At 39.5% G+C, this 21,303-nt stretch carries 13 protein-coding genes; 6 read left to right on the top strand and 7 right to left on the bottom strand.

The window, feature by feature from the left end; genetic code table 11:
- Window positions 1–12 precede the first annotated feature (12 nt).
- The 4 genes from D0T08_RS09450 to D0T08_RS09435 all read right to left on the bottom strand — a co-directional run bounded on the left by D0T08_RS09450 (window position 13) and on the right by D0T08_RS09435 (window position 5,218).
- A complete protein-coding gene (locus tag D0T08_RS09450) occupies window positions 13–1,545 on the bottom strand; it encodes an SBBP repeat-containing protein (RefSeq protein ID WP_116982372.1) in 1,533 nt (510 codons plus the stop codon).
- Between the two features lie 459 nt (window positions 1,546–2,004).
- Window positions 2,005–3,516, bottom strand: a complete 1,512-nt coding sequence (locus D0T08_RS09445; protein ID WP_116982371.1) for an outer membrane beta-barrel protein — start codon at window positions 3,514–3,516, stop codon at window positions 2,005–2,007.
- Window positions 3,517–3,526: 10 nt separating this feature from the next.
- A complete protein-coding gene (locus D0T08_RS09440) occupies window positions 3,527–4,075 on the bottom strand; it encodes an RNA polymerase sigma factor (protein ID WP_116982370.1) in 549 nt (182 codons plus the stop codon).
- Between the two features lie 195 nt (window positions 4,076–4,270).
- Window positions 4,271–5,218 (bottom strand): Ig-like domain-containing protein, encoded by a 948-nt coding sequence (locus tag D0T08_RS09435; RefSeq protein WP_116982369.1) that lies wholly within the window; start codon window positions 5,216–5,218, stop codon window positions 4,271–4,273.
- A gap of 311 nt (window positions 5,219–5,529) precedes the next feature.
- On the opposite strand from D0T08_RS09435, the gene D0T08_RS09430 reads away from it, so the two are divergent.
- The 6 genes from D0T08_RS09430 to D0T08_RS09400 all read left to right on the top strand — a co-directional run bounded on the left by D0T08_RS09430 (window position 5,530) and on the right by D0T08_RS09400 (window position 15,634).
- Window positions 5,530–7,380 (top strand): tail fiber domain-containing protein, encoded by a 1,851-nt coding sequence (locus D0T08_RS09430; protein ID WP_116982368.1) that lies wholly within the window; start codon window positions 5,530–5,532, stop codon window positions 7,378–7,380.
- A gap of 223 nt (window positions 7,381–7,603) precedes the next feature.
- Window positions 7,604–9,241, top strand: coding sequence for a tail fiber domain-containing protein (locus tag D0T08_RS09425; protein ID WP_116982367.1), 1,638 nt, complete (start codon window positions 7,604–7,606; stop codon window positions 9,239–9,241).
- Between the two features lie 173 nt (window positions 9,242–9,414).
- The gene (locus D0T08_RS09420; RefSeq protein WP_116982366.1) at window positions 9,415–10,863 is read left to right on the top strand and encodes a tail fiber domain-containing protein; all 1,449 of its coding nucleotides are present in this window, start codon (window positions 9,415–9,417) and stop codon (window positions 10,861–10,863) included.
- A 212-nt stretch (window positions 10,864–11,075) separates the two neighbouring features.
- A complete protein-coding gene (locus D0T08_RS09415) occupies window positions 11,076–12,503 on the top strand; it encodes a tail fiber domain-containing protein (RefSeq protein ID WP_116982365.1) in 1,428 nt (475 codons plus the stop codon).
- 233 nt (window positions 12,504–12,736) lie between these two features.
- Window positions 12,737–14,176 carry a tail fiber domain-containing protein gene (locus D0T08_RS09405; protein ID WP_116982363.1) on the top strand — a complete coding sequence of 480 codons (1,440 nt, stop codon included), beginning with the start codon at window positions 12,737–12,739 and terminating at the stop codon, window positions 14,174–14,176.
- Window positions 14,177–14,392: 216 nt separating this feature from the next.
- On the top strand, window positions 14,393–15,634 hold the full coding sequence (locus D0T08_RS09400; protein ID WP_116982362.1) for a hypothetical protein: 1,242 nt from the start codon (window positions 14,393–14,395) through the stop codon (window positions 15,632–15,634).
- 128 nt (window positions 15,635–15,762) lie between these two features.
- Here the strand turns inward: D0T08_RS09400 and D0T08_RS09395 are convergent, their stop codons facing one another.
- The 3 genes from D0T08_RS09395 to D0T08_RS09385 form a co-directional block, all read right to left on the bottom strand.
- Window positions 15,763–16,623: a glycosyltransferase family 2 protein gene (locus D0T08_RS09395; protein ID WP_116982361.1), complete on the bottom strand. Its 861-nt coding sequence runs from the start codon at window positions 16,621–16,623 to the stop codon at window positions 15,763–15,765.
- A 183-nt stretch (window positions 16,624–16,806) separates the two neighbouring features.
- Window positions 16,807–19,893, bottom strand: a complete 3,087-nt coding sequence (locus D0T08_RS09390) for a T9SS type A sorting domain-containing protein (protein WP_116982360.1) — start codon at window positions 19,891–19,893, stop codon at window positions 16,807–16,809.
- 123 nt (window positions 19,894–20,016) lie between these two features.
- On the bottom strand, window positions 20,017–21,147 hold the full coding sequence (locus D0T08_RS09385) for a hypothetical protein (RefSeq protein ID WP_116982359.1): 1,131 nt from the start codon (window positions 21,145–21,147) through the stop codon (window positions 20,017–20,019).
- Window positions 21,148–21,303 lie beyond the last annotated feature (156 nt).

The following is a 21,303-nucleotide window of genomic DNA, read 5'->3' as shown; positions in this document are numbered from 1 at the left end:
GCATTTCGAGCCCTATTTATCAAATCTTACAACAAAAATATCTTTGTTGCCCTGAGAGGTTTTGGTTGTTTTACCAAATTGAGCAGTGCCCATAAAACCCCCTACGGTATATACATATCCGTTAGAATCAACAGCAATATCTGTTCCCTCATCTTTTTCTGCGCCACCTGCGGTTTGTACCCATATAAAATTCCCTGTAGATTTATTATATTTAACCACCAGAATGTCATAGTCTAGGCTATTGGGTGTAATAGTTTTTGAACCGAATGAGGTTGGGCTCATAAAATGACCTGTGACATACACCCCATTCGCATCAACAGCAATCCCATTGCCAGCCTCCAGTTGTGTTCCTCCTGCTGACTTTGCCCAGATAGCATTCCCACTGGCATCATGCTTGGCCACAAAAAGGTCTCTTGTTCCCTGCGAGGTAATGGCATTTGTGCCAAAGGTAATAGTGCCCCAATAATTTCCTGTTATATAAGTACTACCATCGCTATCCACTGCTAAATCGTGCGCAATATCATAGTCAGCAGCACCAGCGGTTTTTACCCACTGAAATGCACCGCTATTATCATACTTGGCTAAAAAAATATCAACCGCTCCATTGAAAGTTGTCTGGGTATTCCCGAATGTACCAGTACCTGCATAATCACCGGTAATATATATATTACCGTTACCATCAACACCAATACCTGAGCCGGAGTCATTACCTGTGCCACCTGCCGATTGCACCCACTGAAAAACACCACTGCTATTACATTTAGCTACGAAAACATCATAGCCAAAATTCTGTGAGGTTAGTGAGAATGTCCCGAATTGAGCATTATTCGCATAATTACCCGTCAGATAAATATTATTATTGCCGTCAACCGCTATGCTCGCCCCATTGGCATCGCCTGCCCCACTCACCGATTGTACCCATTGAAAAACACCACTGGTATTATACTTGGCTACAAAAACATCACTATTTCCACCAGAAGTAATATTGGTTGAGCCAAAGATAGCCGTACCAGAAAAACTACCTATGATATAAACATTGCCAATGGCATCTACCGTTATATCGGCCCCATACTCAAAGGTTGTACTTCCTGCAGACTTTGCCCATTGTGCAACACCACTTTTGTTATACTTGGCTATAAAAATATCACTATGCCCCGAAGAAGTTAAGGTAGTACTCCCGATTGTAGCAGTGCCCGAATACATGCCTATTATATAAATATTACCACTGGCATCTATAGTTATTGCCGGAGAAGAATCAAACATTGACCCTTTTATTGATGCAATTGGTGTCAAATTAGGGGTATAATTAGACGGATCCTGATAGCTGCATATCCATTTACCATCAGCGTAAATACGTAAACATTTAAAGGTAGTATCGTAGGCCAAATCTCCCTCCTGTGGTGAAGGCAAAGCCAGAATAGCGTCATAACTCAAGCGTGGATGAGTGATAACAGGCGTAATGCCTTCAGGTATAATAGTCACATTCTGCGCTTTTGCTTTAGTAAATAAAATCATTAGTACGCAGCAGTAAATAATTTGTTTCATAGTATTGAGTTTGATTTGTTGTGGTATTTTGGATTGATGAAATTTATGGTTATTTAGAGTCTTCTTTAATATATTATACAAGGCAGCGGAGTGGGCTTAATAACATTCACCTATTTGGCTATTAGTCATAAATTGCTATTAACTCAAGCGCCCCAGCCCGGTGGCTGAGCGAAGCGGACGTCGCACGGCCGAAGGCCGCGGCATAGCCAAATTCATTAAGCGCCCCGAGGCTTCGGCCGTGCGACCTCCACTCCGCTTAGCGGCCGATTCAAAGGGCCACATATTTATTGAGCACTTTTCGAGCATTAACCTAACCACTAGACAAAAGACACTGCATCCCATGCAGGTGGCATGGTAGCATTAACTAATCATTAAATCATCTTAAATCCCTTGGTCTTAGGTCAGGTAGTGGTTTTCTAATCACTCAATCGCTCATTCGCTAAATCACTCAATAAACTTCTACCTCAGCAAACTAACGCCCATATTCAGTCCTAAACCTGTAGTACGGTACATAAATAAATCACCTACAGCTTGGTGAGAAGATAAAGAGACCGATACAGTTGGTTCTAACCACAATGCCCAATGGTCGGCAATAGCTTTGCTTACTCTGTATCCTATACGGGCTTGAAGTAGCGGTTTGTTCACAGCAGAGGTTTGCACGCCGAATTTCATGCCTAATGAAAGTGCCTGCATTTTCTTTGTTTCATACAGTACATCGCTTTGTATTTCAAAATATTGCCAGTTTCTGTTTTCGTCTTTGGTAGATTTACCCGGATTAATCTGTACCGAATTATCATTTAAAACTGTCACGCTCTTTTGTGAATTATCTGTTACCCCATAGCTGATTCTTGATTTGCTCGAGAAATAACTCAAACCCGTGCGTAAATCCATCTTTCTGGCAAGCGGATACACAAATCCTAATTGGGCGGCGAAACCTAAACGTTGCGAACTGCTGCTAAAGTTATTCACCACTATCTGGTCGCCCTTGTTAGGCGAAAACATATAGTAACTCAAAGTAGAGGTTACATTAGCAAATACTTCTGTTGGTGGAATAAATCTTAGTCTACCTCTCTCCTCTTCTATCATCGGCATTTCATACGCAGGTATTTCAGGTGCTTCTAATGATTTGGCGGTTACAGCCATCTGCTGTGTTTCTTTACCATTCAATGCATGAATATTTGGAAACAAGGTATCCTTGAAAATAGTCGTCTGATTCGCTTCATTGGCTAATACCCCAGCATTAGATTCTGGTTGTTCAGGGGTTTGATTCACTGCCAGTTTAGCTTCGTTGGCTCTCTCTTCTGCTAATGTTTTTGCTTCTTCTCTTGCTCTATCTTCCGCAAGGCGTGCCAATACTGTTTTCTCTTCCTCCGTTTGTTTATTCTCTGCTATAACAGGTTTTTCAGTTTTAGTTTCCGGTTTAATCGGATTAATAGCAATGGCTTGTTTATTGTCTCCTTTATCTACTTGTTTCTTTTCAATTGGGGCTTGGGCTATGGCTTCATTATTCGTTGCTGGTTCTTCCGTAATCTTCAGATTTTCGTCAGGAGCAACAACTTTAGTCCTGCCATTGTTCTTTTTTGTTGATGCTAACTGTTGCGATTCGTTCCTGACAGAATTACCTTTTTTATTAACTGATTCAGTATTCGGTTCAGTTGAATTAGCTTTTTGGGTTACGTATGGCTTTTTGGGTTGCGATGCGCTGGTATCAGGTTTGGCAGGTAAATCACTTGTTTGATCGGTACTATCAGATTTTACGAAAAAATAAACTCCTATCAGCAAGCCTACTAATAAAGCTGCTGCCATGCCTACAGGGCCACGCATATGGTTTAACCAGATTACAAACGGTCGTTCCTTCTCAGGTTTTATGCGTGCCTGAATATTTTCCCAGAGAAAATCGTCCGGCGTTTCGTCAAAATTCTCGAAGCGCTTCCGATACTCGTTTTCTAAGTTTTCATCAAAATTTTCCATTTTTTATCGGCTAATCAATGGCTGCTCCAATGGTCTGTAATTTTTTTTTAAGTACTTTCTTAGCAAAGAATAGTTGAGACTTCGAAGTTCCCTCTGAAATCTTCATCATATCTGCTATTTCCTGATGGCTATAGCCATCAATCACATAAAGGTTAAACACCATACGAGCCCCATCAGGCAGCTCGTTCACCGCACTCAACAATTCCTGATTACTCATCTGCGAAATCACCGACTCGCTCTGCCAGTCTGGCGGCATAGCTTCGGGTATTTCTGTTATATCCACAAAATTGACGCGTTTATGGTAGTAGTCAATACATACATTTACCACTACGCGACGAATCCAGGCACTAAGCTGGTCGGCGCTGCGTAATTCTTTCAGATTCAGGAATATCTTCACAAAAGCATCCTGAAAGATGTCTTCGGCATCTTCTTTACTTTGTGCATACCTACGGCAAATACCAAAAAAGCGCCCCTTATACTGATGGTAAAGAGCCGCTTGTGCTTTGGAATCTCTCCGTAAGCACCCCTCTAAGAGTTCAAGGTCACTTTTTACTTGCACAAAAGCTGGTAAATATCGAGGCTAATAATAAATTGATTTTTGTGGGGGTAATTTGAATAATTGAGTGAATTAGTGATTTAGTTAATGAGTGATTATTACATTAATTATATCTCAATTAATTGTTCCTCATATAATAATTGACTGCTTAAGATGATTCCTATTTTTAATCACTCAATCACTCATTCGCTCAATCACTCAATAAAAGTTCACTGTCACTTTCGCTTTCAGGAACAACTTCTCTGAGCGATACAACGCATACTCAAAACTTTGCTGGCCTTTATAGGCTTCTGTTAATTTATACATAATCACAGGGCGCGTGTCTACAGTCTTATCAATTCTCAGCGTCCCTACTGTTGGATTCGTCAGAATCCGCAATTCTGCATCTTTATACAAAGCACACAGCCTGTCATTCTGCAATACATCCAGCTGCAGTTCTGTATTAGGCGTATAGCTCAAAATATTAATAATATCGTCTACAATACCTGTTGTACACTCTGTTGATTCGGCAATCTTCAAATCAACCGAAGCGACAGGATTCTTTTTGGTATTAATGCCTACGCGATAGAAGAAAATATCGTTGCCTATATAATCTTTGTTAGGCGTATACACAATGCGTTGATTCACAATTTCGGCCTTTCCGTATTTAGGCGGAATCTCAATCACTAAAGAATTATCGGCTATCGAACTACAGGTTTTGTCGTTCAAAAGCACATTAATTTCAACCCCTTTTTCGGGATCTGTTTTGGCATTATCACCTAGCGCACCTGCATAACAAGGCAGGTCTGACGGATTGCTGACAAAATTGATTTTCACCTCTTCTGTGATGCTTCCTCCGGTTCCGGTTTTCCCTTCCACAGAGAAAGCATCTGATGTAGCCAGTTTATCGGTGGCACGATAGAAAATAAATCCATTTTCAATGAATTTTGCTTCACCATGCTTAGGTAATTGGCTAATCGAAAGAGACGTAGCTTCATTTAGTCCAGCAAATGCAGTGGGGTCTATTGTTAGGTTATTTTCCTGCAAGGTATAGAAGATATTGCCCGGGTTCTCGTCTTTGACTACCGGTACTACTGAATCTTCCTTGGCAACATCGCAAGAAATAACTACAAACAATACAATGAGTATATATATTTTCCGAAGCATCTTTCTGGTTAATTACAGCCTTGACTGCTACTCTTGTAAAAAGGTTGGAATGAATATAAAAAAAAAATCATGAAATGTAAAAATGTTTTTTATATGGTACTCATATTCCTGAATCTGTGAATAGTTATGGGCTCATAAAGTCTTAAAACTTCTTGCATTTATATATCAGACAGAAATTTTTGTTGCCAGTTGTAGGGCAAATGAATTTTATTATTACCTTTCTGCCAGATTCCCGTTACTCTGCCCGCCAACTGATACAAAGCTCCGTATCCTTTTATAAGATTATTAAATCGTACTAATCTATATCTGCTATGAAAAAATCACTTCTGCTTTTTGCTTTCGCAGCAAACTGCGTGGCTCATGCCCAATCAGTTTCATTGGCTACCACCAATGCCAATCCTACTAAAGGAACAGTCTATTATAATAATGGAACCAACCAGTTACAATACTGGAATGGCTCCTCCTGGGTGTCGCTTACGAGTGCAAGTGCCGGAGTCGGCTGGGCACTAAATGGTACTCATATCTATAAAAATAACAGTGGCAATGTGGGTATTGGGGTCACAAACCCAGCCAATATGCTACAAATCGGCTCGGTCGGCACGACTGATTTCAACAGCAATCATCTTGCCATGGGCAACGGAACCCATGCCTTAGCGTTTTATATGTCTGACCCCATTAGTTTAATTGGGGCTACCAACGATATAGTGCTGAGGCCCCGGGTGAATAGTCTGGGTTTTGTAGGTATCAATACAGAAACACCCGTCAATCAGTTGCAGATAGGGTCTGTAGGCGCAACCAGTTTTTCCAACAATCAACTGGCTATTGGTAACGGAACGCATGCCACAGCTATAAATCAGACCAATAGCAATAGTTTAATTAGTGCTACCACAGATATAGTATTGAAACCTCGTGTGAACGGATCCGGCTTTGTAGGGATTAATGCAGAAACGCCCAAAAACAAATTGCAAATCGGGTCGGTAGGTCCTACAAGTATAGAGTCTTACGACTTTGCGCTTGGCAATGGATCACACGCTATGGGGATTTCTCAATACAATGATAAAACCCTCATCAATTCTACCACAAATATCATTTTAAGACCTAAAGGATACACGGATGGAAATGTAGGCATTAATACAGATTTTCCTACAAATAAATTGCAAATTGGGATTGTGGGTTCTGGTTATAATTACTATGACATTGCCTTCGGGAACGGAGCACAGACTTCAGCATTTTATCAATCAGATGGGTCGCTCCTTATGACCTCTTCTACCAAAATTGTTTTACAACCCAGTAATGGTGGAGGTTTTGTTGGTATAAATACTTACACACCACGAGGCCCATTAGATGTTAAGAGCTGGTCAAATACCGCCAATATGCCTTTTGCCTATTTTTACCTTAATAACAGTAATAATCAGTATTCTCATGCGATTGGCAGTACTTCTTCCAGTACCGCCAGCATTTCAATTTATGCAGAAAATGGAATTCAAGCAGCCAGTTTTATTGCTGTTTCAGATGCCCGAATCAAAAACATTGCAGGCGTCAGCAATTCAGCACAGGATTTAGCTACTCTCAGGAATCTGGAAATTACAGATTATACCATGAAAGACCAGATACAATTTGGCAGCAAATCTTTCAAGAAAGTAATTGCACAACAGGTAGAAAAGGTGTATCCGCAAGCGGTAACTCAAGGGACTGATGTAGTGCCTGATATTTATGTGTTAGCAGAAAATGTGGTTTATGATAAAACCAATCAGACATTAAAATGCTCATTAAGAAAAAGCTATGACGTAAAAGTAGGAGAAAAACTCCAGTTTATCCATCCGACAGCAGGCAAAGTAAAAGCTGAAGTGATTGCCGTCTCAGGCAATAGTTTTACTGTAAAAGACTGGCAACATGCTACCGATAAACTCTTTGTATATGGGCGTGAAGTAAACGATTTCAGAAGTGTAGATTATGAAGCACTTTCGATGCTGGGCATCAGTGCCATTCAGCAATTAGCTAAGGAAAATGAGGAAATGAAAAGCCGGAATGAAGAATTAGAGAGAAAAAATAATGAATTGACCAGAAAATTAGAACAACTTAAGTCTGATTTTTCAGCCAGATTAGAAGCAATTGAAGCAGTCCTTGGGGCACAATTACCTAAAGCACTGGCAGGAAAATAATCATTTGCATAGGCCTAGAAATAGTTGCCCGGGTGAACATTGCTGTTCGGGCAACTATTTTGTTTTCAACCTCAATCCTAAGTCTTTCAATAGCCCTTATTATTCCTTTTTTCATTTGAATTTATTCAATCGACCGCTTAGAAAGATAAGTATCTGATTCTTATTGAAACGTTGTAATTTGAATTGAATTTCTAAATAATCAATTCACAAACAACAATGAGTCATGAAAAACACACTTTTACTTTTTGCCATTTTATTACTGGCAAACCAATGTGTTAATGCGCAATCGGTTACACTAGCTACTACTACAGCTAACCCCACCAAAGGCACAGTTGTGTATAATAAAAGTACCAATCAACTTCAATACTGGAATGGCTCAGCCTGGATAGCTGTGACCAATGCTGCCTCGGGTACGGGGTGGGCATTGAGCGGAACGAATATCTATAAAAATAATAGTGGTAACGTGGGTATTGGTGTAACAAATCCAGAAAATATGCTGCAAATTGGCTCAATGGGTTCAAGCTACTACGCAGGTAATCATCTGGCATTTGGCAATGGAACCTATGTCACCGGATTTTATCAGTCGAATCAAGCCAGTCTGATTGGTTCAAACACAAACATTGCTTTAAAACCCGGCGATGGTTATGGCAATGTGGGTATCAATATAGAAAATCCCTCTAACAGGTTACAAATCGGGTCGATAGGGTCATCGGGTGTGACGGGTACTCATTTCGCTATTGGTAATGGATTAAAAGCTTTCGGAATTTTGCAAGGGTCATACATTACTGATATGAGGAGTTCATCTGATATTACTTTAAATCCCCAATTTGGAAGTGGAAATGTGGGTATTAATGTTACTAATCCTACCAACAAATTACAAATCGGCTCAGTGGGTTCATCAGGTTTTAGTGGTAATCATATTACTTTCGGGAATGGAACGCAGGTTACGGGGTTATACCAGTCTAGTACTACCTCTAATATAGCTACCACTACTGATCTTGTTTTGCTACCCCGCTATGGTGGGTCTACATGGGGTCGTGTAGGCATAAACACTACTTCACCACAGTATCCATTAGATATTAGAGGGTTAATGAATCAAACACTGGCTTTTGCTTTTTTTTATCGTAATTCCAACACTGGCCAGCATGTAATAGGCAATACTGGGTCTTCTGGTATTGATGTGTCCATTTTTGCTGAAAAATCTGTTTTAGCAAGTCAGTTTGCTGCTTATTCCGATGCCCGAATCAAAAACATTGCAGGCGTCAGCAATCCGGCACAGGATTTAGCTACTCTCAGGAATCTGGAAATTACAGATTATACCATGAAAGACCAGATTCAATTTGGCAGCAAATCTTTCAAGAAAGTAATTGCACAACAGGTAGAAAAGGTGTATCCGCAAGCGGTAACTCAAGGGACTGATGTAGTGCCTGATATTTATGTGTTAGCAGAAAATGTGGTTTATGATAAAACCAATCAGACATTAAAATGCTCATTAAGAAAAAGCTATGACGTAAAAGTAGGAGAAAAACTCCAGTTTATCCATCCGACAGCAGGCAAAGTAAAATCTGAAGTGATTGACGTTTCGGGTAATAGTTTCACAGTAAAAGACTGGCAGCTCCCAACCGATAAAATCTTTGTATATGGCCGTGAGGTAAACGATTTCAGGAGTGTGGATTATGAAGCACTTTCGATGCTGGGCATCAGTGCTATTCAGCAATTAGCTAGGGAAAATGAGGAACTTAAAGCGAAGAGTGAAGCCGTGTTAAAGAAAAACGAGGAATTCAGCAAGAAGTTTGAGCAACTATCTGCCCGACTGGAAATGTTGGAAGCACAAATGACGAAAATGCCTCCAGGCAAGTAGAGAATAAATAAAGTTATTAATATTTTGCTCAACCGAACTTCATACAGCCTGAGATCTCGGTTGAGCAAAATTACTTATTCTTACCGTTTAGTAAATTTTGTTTTTTGTTATACGCAAAACCCTCTAACTTGGCTAATTCAGTTAAGAATTGAATTCACAAACTAAACTTGGCCATGAAAAAAACATCTTTACTTATTGCCATCTTCCTGCTGGTAAATCAATTAGTGTATGCCCAATCAGTTACTTTAGCCACCACAACAGCCAACCCCACCAAAGGCACAGTAGTCTACAATAACAGCACCAATCAGCTACAATACTGGAATGGTTCAGCCTGGATACCTGTAACCAACGCAGCATCAGGAACGGGCTGGGCACAAAGCGGAAACAATATTTATAAAAGTAATACAGGCAGTGTAGGCATCGGTGTAACTAACCCGGCTAACTTGTTACAAATCAACTCTATAGGCTCAACTGGCTATAGCGGTAATCAGTTTGCTATTGGGAATGGAACACATGCTATGGGAATTTCTCAAACAGATACATTAACTTCATTAAAGTCGTCCACTAATATAGCCTTGATGCCTCAGAATGGTGAGTATGGCAATGTAGGTATTAATGTCGCCAAACCTTACAATAGGTTACAAATTGGATCAGTTGGTTCAACATATCTGTATGGTTATGACCTTGTCATTGGCAACGGAACATCTGCTGCAGCTTTTTATCAATCAAGTACAGCATTTAACTTATACTCCTCTACTAAAATTGTTTTGAAGCCGAATGGTGATGGTAGTTTAAGTATAAGCGATGGTGTGGTAAGTACCACTGGTAATCGGGTAGGAATAAGTACATCTACTCCCAGGGGACCTCTGGATGTAAAGGGTTCTACCAATTCGGGGAATGTAAAGATGGCCTTTTATCGGGAATATAATGCCCAGCCTGTTACAGGTGGCTCAAATTCTGCTAACGCTTCTATTTCCATTTATGCGCAGGAATCTGTTTTAGGCTCACAATTTATTGCGGTTTCAGATGCGCGAATCAAAAACATCGTGGGCATCAGCAATCAGATAAAAGATTTAGAAACGGTAAAATCTTTGCAAATAACTGATTATACCCTGAAGGACCATTTACAATATGGCAATAAATCTTTCAAAAAGGTCATTGCCCAACAAGTAGAAGAAGTATATCCGCAAGCTATAACCAAGATAACCGATGTAGTACCTGATATTTATACAATGACAGAAACTGTTGTTTTTGACCACGAAAACAAAACCTTGATCTGTACCCTGGCTAAATCTTATGATGTGAAGGTCGGTGAAAAACTCCAGTTTGTTCATCCCAGCGAAGGCATAATAAAAGCCGAGATAATCGAAGTATCAGGCAATAGTTTTACCGTAAAAGACTGGCAGTACCCGACCGATAAAATCTTTGTGTATGGCCGGGAGGTAAACGATTTCCGTAGTGTAGATTATGAAGCAATTTCAATGCTGGGCATCAGTGCCATTCAGCAACTGGCTAAGGAAAATGAAGAGTTAAAGGCGAAATTGGAGCAAGTCAAGTCAGATTTCTCAGCCAGACTGGAAGCTATAGAAGCACAATTACCTAAAATACCTACAGTAAAATAATTATCAGAAAAAATCTTAAACCCAAGCCTGATACACATGGTTATAAGGGAGGGAATTCCATCACCAGATTTATCGAAAATCTTATAAAAGAACCATTAGACTATTCAAATAGCCGCTCAGTAAATCATTATCCTTATTTTAGTCAGTACTATATTACATAAAAAACTTTATCCGCATATTTTGATTTTTATTACACACATACATAATTCTCCATGAAAAAAATCACTCTACTTTTTATTACTTTATTCATCATCAATAGGGTTTCTATCGCACAGTCAGTTACTTTAGCCACCACAACGGCCAACCCCACCAAAGGTACCGTAGTTTTTAACAATACCTCCAATCAACTTCAATACTGGAACGGCTCTGCCTGGGTATCACTCACCAATGCTTCCGGCACAGGCTGGGCACTAAACGCAACTCATCTTTATAATACAAATACCGGCAACGTAGGCATTGGCACCTCATCACCCGATAAGCGTTTTACTGTAAGATTTGAAGGACAAGGTATTACCCAGGAAAACAACGACGGTACTGTGCAGGCAGGTTTTTATACAACTGAGAGCAGTGCTTATGTGCAGACCTATAGTAACCACGATTTGAATTTTTCAACTGGCAACGGGTCTGCTCAAATGCGTATTCAGGTAGGAACCGGAAACGTTGCTATCGGTAATGTTGTTCCTACAAACCGTTTACAAATTGGTGCGCCCAATATAAATGGTTATGACTTTGCCTTAGGCAATGGAGGAGGTGCTACAGGGATAAGTCAGACAACTACTGATTTATCTATCGTTTCTACAACCAAAATTATTTTACGCCCTAGTTATGGTAACGGAGGATATGTAGGAATTAATACCCTTACGCCTAGAGGGCCATTAGACGTCAGGGGTGCTCAGAACCCCGGCAGTATGCCTTTTGCCTATTTTCGATTAAATACTAATCAGGCTTCAACGGGTTATACTACTACCGAAAACCCTGCTATTTCTATTTATTCACAGGAATCTGTTTTAGCCTCACAATTTATTGCCATTTCCGATGCCCGCATCAAAAACATTGTCGGCATCAGCAATTCTGCACAGGATTTAGCTACGCTCAGAAAATTGGAGATTACAGATTATACCATGAAAGACCAGTTGCAGTATGGCTATAAGCCCTTCAAAAAAGTGATTGCCCAACAAGTAGAGGAGGTTTTTCCGCAAGCTGTCACCAAGATAACCGATGTAGTACCTGATATATATGTATTGGCAGAAAAGGTTGTTTTTGATGAAACCAATAAAACCATGACCTGCACACTAGCCAAATCTTATAATGTGAAGGTTGGTGAAAAACTCCAGTTTATTCATGCAAAAGAAGGTATAGTAAAAGCCGAGGTAATTGCCGTATCAGGCAATAGTTTTACGGTAAAAGACTGGCAACACCCAACCGATAAAATCTTTGTGTATGGCCGTGAAGTAAACGATTTCCGTAGCGTAGATTATGAAGCCCTTTCGATGCTGGGTATCAGTGCTATCCAACAATTGGCAAAGGAGAATGAGGAATTGAAAGCAAAAAATAAAGAAACAGACAAAAAATTCGAACAACTCTCTGCGCGGCTGGAAGCCCTAGAAGCCCAACTGCCGAAAGTACCTACAGGAAAATAATCATTTAGAAAAAGCTTAATACCCGGCCGGATGAGTACTGATCATCCGGCCGGGCATTTTATTGATTAGTTCTGCCGAAAGCTTTGCAAAAGGTTCGGAATTTATCACGCTTAAATCAGTAAATGCAGGAAATGGCCAACGGATAAAATAACGATTCGATTTATCTAAAGACTTATTATTTCTACAAAACTTTGTCAGAATATTGTGATTATATTTTATATGCATTATTTATTATGAAAAAAATCACTCTATTTTTTTATATTTTATTCCTCGTAAACAGCGTTTCTCAAGCACAATCGGTTACCTTATCTGCCACAACAGCCAATCCAACCAAAGGTACTGTGGTTTATAATAACGGCTCTAATCAATTACAATACTGGAATGGCTCAGCTTGGGTATCTCTTACCAACACCTCAGGTGCCGGTTGGGCATTAAGCGGAAATAATCTCTATAAAACCAATGCCGGAAACGTTGGCATCGGCACCTCAACGCCTTCTAAGCCTTTCACAATAAGAGCCAACGAAATAGGATTAAGCCAGGAAAGTCTTGATGGCAAAACCTCCATTGGTTTTTTTACCTCTAATGGTAGTGCCTATCTTCAAACGCATTTAGATAATGACTTACACTTTTCAACAAATAATGCCGCTGCTCAACTGACCTTACAAAAAGGTACAGGGAATTTTGGTATTGATACGGACAAACCGGTCAATAAATTGCAGATAGGAGAAACAAGCTTCGGTTACAAGGACTATCATCTGGCTATAGGGAATACATCGGAATCAACAGGATTCATTCAGGAAAGTAACTATTTTACTATCTCTTCGAGCAGTAATATTCTTTTGAAACCCAACGGTGGCAATACCGGTCGTGTAGGTATAAATACATCTTCCCCAAGAGGCCCGCTAGATGTAACAGGGCAGGTGACCACCAGTACAATGCCTATGGCGTATTTCTATAGAAAAGAGACCGACGGTCAGCATGTAGTTAGCAACAGCCCCGCCCTTGCAGCACCCATTTCAATATATGCCGGGCAAGGTGTTTTATCAACTATCTTTGTGGCGGTTTCAGATGCCCGTATCAAAAATATTGTGGGCATCAGCAACTCAGCCAAAGATTTAGCCACCATCAGGGCACTACAAATCACCGATTATACCATGAAAGACCAGTTGCAGTATGGCACTCAATCTTTCAAAAAAGTAATCGCCCAACAGGTAGAAACAGTATATCCGCAAGCCATTACCCAGGTAACTGATGTCGTACCTGATATTTATACACTAGCCGAAACAGTTGTTTTTAACGAAACCGCTCAAACGCTAACCTGTGCATTGGCTAAAGCTTATGATTTGAAGATTGGCGAAAAACTCCAGTTCATTCACCCCACAGCAGGTATTATCAAGGCCGAGGTAATTGCAGTATCAGGCAATCGTTTTACCGTAAAAGACTGGCAACACCCAACAGATAAAATCTTTGTATACGGCCGTGAGGTAAACGATTTCCGTAGTGTAGATTATGAAGCAATTTCAATGCTGGGCATCAGTGCGATTCAACAACTAGCTAAGGAAAATGAAGAGTTAAAGGCGAAGAATAAAGAAACAGATAGAAAATTTGAGCAGCTATCTGCCAGATTGGAAGCGCTTGAAGGGCAGTTACCTAAAATACCTACGGGTAAGTAATCAGGTCTATTTGAAATAATAATTACACAAGGCCTTCGACTACAAAACCTACTTTAAGAGTCGAAGGCCCTGTTTGAACTGAAGTCTCGTCCTTTTATAATCAATTATTCACTAAATCACACATTCACTCAATCACTAAAGCACTCAATCACTAAATTCTTCTAAATATCATATTTCCCTCGTACCTTTGCCGACCAAATAAACATTTACGCATCAATGTCTGTAGTTTTAGGGAAAGTAGCTATCTCTGTTTTTTTAAGCCTTGTCACTATTATTTTACTCGCTAAAAAAGAGGCAATTAATGGTTTTTTCTCTAAAAATAATCAGTTATCCATCATCGGTGCATGGGTTGGCTTACGACTCCTACCCTTTTGTATTGTTTATATTGTTCTGAATTTTGCCGTAAAATCTGATGTAATCTTCTTCTATGATACTGCCAAACTTGCCCTTGATGGTTTGATGGTTTATCGGGATTTCTGGCAGCCGTATTCTCCCCTATTTCCATATCTGAATGCTATTACACTGGCCATTGTCGACTCTCCCAAATCTATCATCTTCCTGATGATGATTTATGAGTTAGTAGCCATTTATATTACCAAAGCCTTATTCAAACACAAATACACAGTTTTTTATATTGTGCTGTATCTGGCTTTACCTGCGCCGTTTATCTTTCTGATTTTCGGCGGACAAGAAGATATTTTCCTATGGCTGTTTATTGCTTTAGCTATCTGGTCCTTCAAAAAGTCGCATAATGCGTTGCATATTGGTCTGGTATTAGGTGTCGGAATTTTATGTACCAAGATCCTACTGATTATTCCAATAGCCTTATTAGTTCTATTCTCGAAGCAACGTATCAAAATACTCTCAGGCTTACTGATAATAGGTATTCCTTCAATTGCCATTATGCTCTTTCTGGTAGGAGAAAAAATTCTGGCGCCGCTTCAATTGGGCGATTTACCTTTTGCGCCGAACCTGGTGAGCATCCTTAGCCCATTTATTGGCGGAGTGCAACCACAAAGCAAGATATTGAACTGGGGAGGACTGCTGATTATTCTGGCAGGAGCTTTCTACTATCTGAAAAACCTGAAACCTTATAGCGAAACCAAATTGCTGATATTTGCTTTTATACTCACCAATATGATTACGATTATCGTGCATAAAAATTCATTGCCGAATTACTTATATACGATTCTGCTACCTATTATCTATTTCTATGGTGAGACTTTTAAAACCAGACAATGGACGGTGCTTATACTGCTTAATATCATCGGAGCAGTTCACCCGTCGCTATGGTATTATTTGGGAGGGAAATACTATAATTCTTTCAGCGGTCTTACGATGCTGAATGTGTTGGAATATCTCTTGCAGATTGTCTATCTGGGGCTTTGTATTTACTTTGTGTATTTCCTGAGTCAGTTGTCATCAGGAAAAATCAAAACGCCATCGATTGGGAAGTAAAGTATATTTTGCAACAAAGAAATTGCCACCATGTACACTAAGTACACAATGTTACACAATCAATTGATATAGTCAAATTGTGTAACATTGTGTTTTTTAATCGTGTACATTGTGGCAAAATATATAGATTACTTTCTCTTCTCCTTCCTTTCTAATTCATTAATTTTAGCATCAACCAGAAAACGGAACCAGAAGCCTTGCAGATAGTGGAATGTGCGTCCGGACGTAGTTTCCAGAAAACCCAATCTGATAACAAAGCGATAGAAGAAGTAGATCATGGGCCTTACGAATAGCGGCATATTCCACCATATTTTTTTGAACACTGCCTTACGCTCATCAGGGCTTCCGAAAAGGTTAGGCTTCAGGGTTTGTCCTCTTAATCCTCTTTTGCGTTGAAATTCTTCCTGTGCAGTCAGGTTACTATAGCGGATTTGTTTATGTAACCAGAAATCGAGGTCATGTTCTTTCAGGTTATCTTCTATCAGAATCTCGTCTTTCCAGATAATCGCTTTGCCCTCAATCACAAAGCGATGATCCATATTTTCGTTCAGATCAGACCATCCCTTTCCATTTCTAAACATCTTGAGCATATAGAAATTTCTATACCCGCCATACTTTAATCTTTCGCCCTGAAAATAATTATGACGGTTAAGATATATTCCATTCACATCAGCCGGAACCGAGGCATCAGAAAAAGACTTCAGCTTACTTAATAATTCATCTGACGGATACTGGTCGGCATCTAAGCCAATAATCCAGGGTGTAGTAATATTAGTATTTCTCAACCCGAAATCCCATTGCTTTGGGTGATTTTCAAATTTATTCACCTTTACAATAGCCCCATATTGCTCCGCAATTGCTACTGTATCATCAGTACTACCAGAATCGATAATGTATATGGGTGCTTGCAATCCGGCAATTTTAGACAATAATCTTCTGATATGAACAGACTCGTTGTAGGTCAGAATAACAATAGAAATATCACTCATGATAATGGAATACGGGTAGCTACTATTAGAAATCAGCCGTAAAATTAGTGAATATGGTTGGGTATTTGTAGAAAGGAGAGAATAATGTTTCGGATAGACTGTATATGGCGCTAGGCAGCGCTAGCGCAATTGGAAGATAAATAATGAAAATAATACCATGCTCAATCTTGTCTTACACCCCCTCTACTCCTTCACAATCTTCTTTACAAACCGTTGTCTGTCTGCATCAATGGTAAGTAAATAAACACCTTCAGGAATGTCTTTTAAATCCAAAGTGGTAGAATCTGTGAAAGAGCCTTTTTTAATGACTTCACCTTTGGTATTGAGCAGGTTTAATAAAGCCTTTCCACTACTGCCAGCAGGAAGCACTATCTGCAAGGTTTCATAAGTCGGATTCGGGAAAGCTTTGATTTGTATTTCGGCTGTTCCTTCCTCTGATAAAATATTTTCTACAATAATATTTATCGCATTTGAGACAGTTTTACAACCGAATTTCTCAATCTGTAAAGCATAAGTTCCGGTCTGCTGAAGTTCAAGACTGGCCTGATTAGCACCTGTGACAGGCATTTCGTTTTTCAACCACTGGAAATTCACATCTGTGCAACCCTCCGCCTTGATAAAACTTTTATCGTTGGCTAAAACCGTTGTTTTTTCGGCACTAATCACGGGAGGATTCAGCAAAACAAACTGGTTAAAAGCATCGGAAGCACAGCCTGTCAGGCTTATATCATTCGTCTCTATAATGCACCCATCGCCCCTGTTAATATAAGCCCGATAGACCGCTTTATCTTTAACAAATAATTCATTGGAAGTTTTCTTACTGATTATTGTATCATTTCTTGTCCATTGATAGGTATATTGCTGATTGGCATCTACAAAAACTTTAAACGAATCTACTTTACAGCCTGAACCCGCATAACCATAGCCGATGTTTACATTAAAATCGGGCTTCTTCTCAAAATGCGTAAAAGAGTTGTATTTACACGAAGCCTTATCAGAATAAAAACTCGTATATCGCACCGAAGATGTATAGTCTCCGCTGGCGGTGGCCCTAATAAACCTGTTCTTTTCATTGGGTAACTCTACTCCGTTCAGTTTCCAGGTTATATCTTCAATCAGGTATTTATTGGCAAAGGCATCGTCTATCTTAATTACTGCAGCCGTACCACAACCATTCTCAACCTTCGAGAGCGGTAATGCCTGCAGATAATCTTTACGGTCTAGTCTGTATTTGCCTGATGCATACACTTTGCCTGTATTGAGATTGATGACACTGGCATGATAATCACCCGATGCTACGGCCATCAAATGCGTTTCTGTAGAATCAGCAATCAATTGGTCATTCAGAAACCATCGATATAATAAGCCTGAACCAGTAATGTTGGTAGAAATTCTAAAATACGGAAACGGCTCGCAGTGATTGCCCAGGCCGTCGATGCTTTCTTTATGCAACTCTATTCCGTAACCATCCTGAACAATAATTTCTTTTGACTCTACTGTTACGCCACAGCCGGGTACGGGTCTCTTTATTTTATAGACACCATCTTGTGGATTCATCAGGACATTTCCTGTCACAGTAATTAACTCATTATTTCGGTACCACTGGTCTTTATCTCCATTAGTAGAAAGTTTCGGATTGTTTATATCATAATGAAATACAATATCGGTAGTCTTATGAGCATACATTTCTTTCGAAGATACCAGAATATTGTTTGCCGACTTTACCTCACAATTCTTATTATTCTTGTTAATCAGCTTTAAACTATAATACCCCTCCTGCGAAGCCTGGTAGCTTAGCTGTGTAGCCAGCCTGATTCTTTCATTATTCTTATACCATTGTATAGTAAAGTCGTTTTCGGGTATAATTACGTTCTCTGAGAGCTTCATCGCTTGTCCGTTACAGCTTTCTTCACTGGCAATAACTACACTCGTACTAACGCAGTTTCTGGCATCTAATTCAGTCTTTCGTTTCAGGATTGAATAGGTAAAATTATTGAAATTGTAAAAATTGGTGAGATAGATATTCCGACGGCTATCTAATGCCATAGAAGTAGCATAGCCAAACTGACCAAAGATTGGTTCTTTATCTACAAATAATACATTACCCTCAGTCGAATATTTTGCCAGAAAGATAAACCTTTCGTTGGGCTGCGATAGTTTAATCTGTGCATTAAAAGTTAGTTCGGTTCCTTCAGTAAAACCCAGCATATAAGGCTCGCCTGCTTTATTTACGGCCAGATCATTGACCAAAAGCCAGGTTGGGATTTGATTCTTGTTGGTAATAATTGATTTAGACCACACTACACTTCCATCAGTTTCATTGGTTTTTAGTAAGAAAAGACTTCGTTGGCCTACATCGCCAGTAATACCCGATAGATATACATGGTTATTGTTATCAACTGCTATATCGTTGCACTCATCGTCAAATATCCCTCCTAATTGCTTTACCCAACTTACTGCTCCATTTTGCTCGCATTGGGTATAAAATACATCCTGTTTCCCTTTTGACTGCAAACTAAGACCTGCACCAAAAATAGCAGTTTCAGTGAATGCTCCACTGATAAACACTTTGTTTTGCTGATTTACCTCAACGGCATTTGCTATAATCTTAGCATCATCAAACTTATGAATCCAGATTAATCCACCATTTCTGTCTAATTTCAGCAGGAAAGATTTACTCACACCATCGGCATCTACTATCACATTCTTTCCATCGGCCATAAAATTCCCCTGAAACCGTCCTACCACATATAGATTACCTTCTTTATCAATACTGGGTTTACCTATAGATTCATCCCAGTTGCCTCCATATCTTTTCGTCCATTTCAATGTTCCAGCAGCATTGTATTTTGCTACAAAAATCTCTTTGTCAAGCTCCCCCAGAAAAGTTGATTTACCATCAAAACCCAGATAGCGTTCATAAACCCCAACCATATATACATTGCTGCTATCATCGCTCAGGAGTGTTATTTTGGGTTTGTTATAGCTCGTTATATAATGAAACCACTGCACAACTTTCTTCGAGTCAAACTTCACAATAAAACTCGCTCCCTCTTTAGGTACTACATAGCGCTTCGACTCGATAATCAAATCGCTTTCAATATGGTCTTTTGTATAACTGCCACTTGTGATGAGGTTATCCTGCGCGTCGGTTATGGCATAATCGGCACTTATTCTTTCACCTATACCAAAAGTAATATTACTATCATCCTGCGCAAGGCTGAAAAAACAGACATTCAATAAAAGAATCAATAATAAAACTATCCTCATGGGCTTATAAATCTTCAATCCCACGCTAACGGGCGACCGTCCAGCCTCATCCCCAACAATGGGAAGTGAGTTAGGGTGTGGGGTTTGCTAAATATTCTTTATCTAAAATCTTTTAATTAATCTCTATGGAAATGAAACCGGAATTAACAAATTAACAAATGAAATGATTAATACCAATGCTTTCAATTGTACCGGGTTGATACGTTCTTTTATAATAATCAGGGCTATTAACCAGAATACAAAGGTAAACGAAAGCGTTCTTACTGTATCACCTACCAGAAAACTAATAGCTACAATAGGCAGCCAGCTACCCAATGCCAATAGTAATAATCTTAGATATTGCCTGTCGCGATACAAAATGATAAATACTACCATAATTACGAGAGCAAAACCTTCTAACGAAACAGAGCTGCGTTTACCATACCACAAGCTTGTGAATTTAATAAAATAGAGATATCGGTCGAAACTAAAATTCTCTACGTCTTCTGATACCAAATGGTAGGTCTTTGATAAATAAACCCTCACCACCAGATACAATAACACATTGCCTATTACTAACCACAGAACTTTCATTGAACCTTTTCTGCTCAGCTGATAATAAAAGTGATGAAACAACCATAAAGCCACGGCCATCACCACGCTACGCTCGTCGCACCAGAAAGCTAACTGGCAAAACAGGGTCATCACCAAAGGTCTTCTTACTACTAACGCACAGAGCATAAAGAAAAATGTATAACCATCGCCATGACCAAAACAATTAAAGAAAAAGCAAGACCCTACATACACATTCACAAACGCAAAAAACAGGTAGAAAGTCAGCAACTTATCAACAAGAATTCTGGCTAGTATATTCACTAACAAATAGAGAAACCCTACGCCTAATACCACCTGCAACAAATAAAGTCCCAGACTATTCAGGTGAAAATAATGCGCAATCAGCGGAATAGTTAATCTGAAAATACGGTTGGCCTCATGCGAGCCTGATTCAAACTGATGGAACTTCAATGGAGCATCTCCTTGTTCTATAATGCTATTCCAGAAGAAAAAAGGCTGCGGGTTGTGCAGAATCACATCGGCATAAAAACTCCTGAAATTCTCGTAAATATATCCCCTATTCAAAGCAAACAACCAGGTAAAACTAACTAAACATGAAAACAACAGCACTCTGATTTTCCAGTATTTACTACTGAGAATTGACTTCTCTAAAAATGATTCCAGTGGGTTAAATAATGACCATAAATTGATTGTCTCCATCTTTCTCTTTTGTGTGTCAGCACAGCTTTGCAATTCAACATACCGCATTGACTGGCTATACGTTTGAAAGGTTGGAATAGGGTGGAGAAAAATTTAATTGCTAATTGAATCCTCTTCGCTTTTATGCGTGACACGCGCTTTTGCGGACGAGTATAT

The sequence above is a fragment of the Emticicia sp. C21 genome (assembly GCF_003418935.1).
Classification (GTDB): domain Bacteria; phylum Bacteroidota; class Bacteroidia; order Cytophagales; family Spirosomataceae; genus Emticicia.
Note: the sequence above shows the minus strand (reverse complement) of the source record. Positions and strands in the feature narration are given on the sequence as shown.

What these genes read in the sequence shown, in the direction of transcription:
- D0T08_RS09415 (WP_116982365.1), top strand. Translation starts at nt 11,076, where the DNA reads ATGAAAAAAATCACTCTACTTTTTATTACTTTATTCATCATCAATAGG.
- D0T08_RS09395 (WP_116982361.1), bottom strand. Translation starts at nt 16,623, where the DNA reads ATGAGTGATATTTCTATTGTTATTCTGACCTACAACGAGTCTGTTCAT.
- D0T08_RS09405 (WP_116982363.1), top strand. Translation starts at nt 12,737, where the DNA reads ATGAAAAAAATCACTCTATTTTTTTATATTTTATTCCTCGTAAACAGC.
- D0T08_RS09420 (WP_116982366.1), top strand. Translation starts at nt 9,415, where the DNA reads ATGAAAAAAACATCTTTACTTATTGCCATCTTCCTGCTGGTAAATCAA.
- D0T08_RS09385 (WP_116982359.1), bottom strand. Translation starts at nt 21,147, where the DNA reads ATGGAGACAATCAATTTATGGTCATTATTTAACCCACTGGAATCATTT.
- D0T08_RS09450 (WP_116982372.1), bottom strand. Translation starts at nt 1,545, where the DNA reads ATGAAACAAATTATTTACTGCTGCGTACTAATGATTTTATTTACTAAA.
- D0T08_RS09400 (WP_116982362.1), top strand. Translation starts at nt 14,393, where the DNA reads ATGTCTGTAGTTTTAGGGAAAGTAGCTATCTCTGTTTTTTTAAGCCTT.
- D0T08_RS09390 (WP_116982360.1), bottom strand. Translation starts at nt 19,893, where the DNA reads ATGAGGATAGTTTTATTATTGATTCTTTTATTGAATGTCTGTTTTTTC.
- D0T08_RS09435 (WP_116982369.1), bottom strand. Translation starts at nt 5,218, where the DNA reads ATGCTTCGGAAAATATATATACTCATTGTATTGTTTGTAGTTATTTCT.
- D0T08_RS09430 (WP_116982368.1), top strand. Translation starts at nt 5,530, where the DNA reads ATGAAAAAATCACTTCTGCTTTTTGCTTTCGCAGCAAACTGCGTGGCT.
- D0T08_RS09425 (WP_116982367.1), top strand. Translation starts at nt 7,604, where the DNA reads ATGAAAAACACACTTTTACTTTTTGCCATTTTATTACTGGCAAACCAA.
- D0T08_RS09445 (WP_116982371.1), bottom strand. Translation starts at nt 3,516, where the DNA reads ATGGAAAATTTTGATGAAAACTTAGAAAACGAGTATCGGAAGCGCTTC.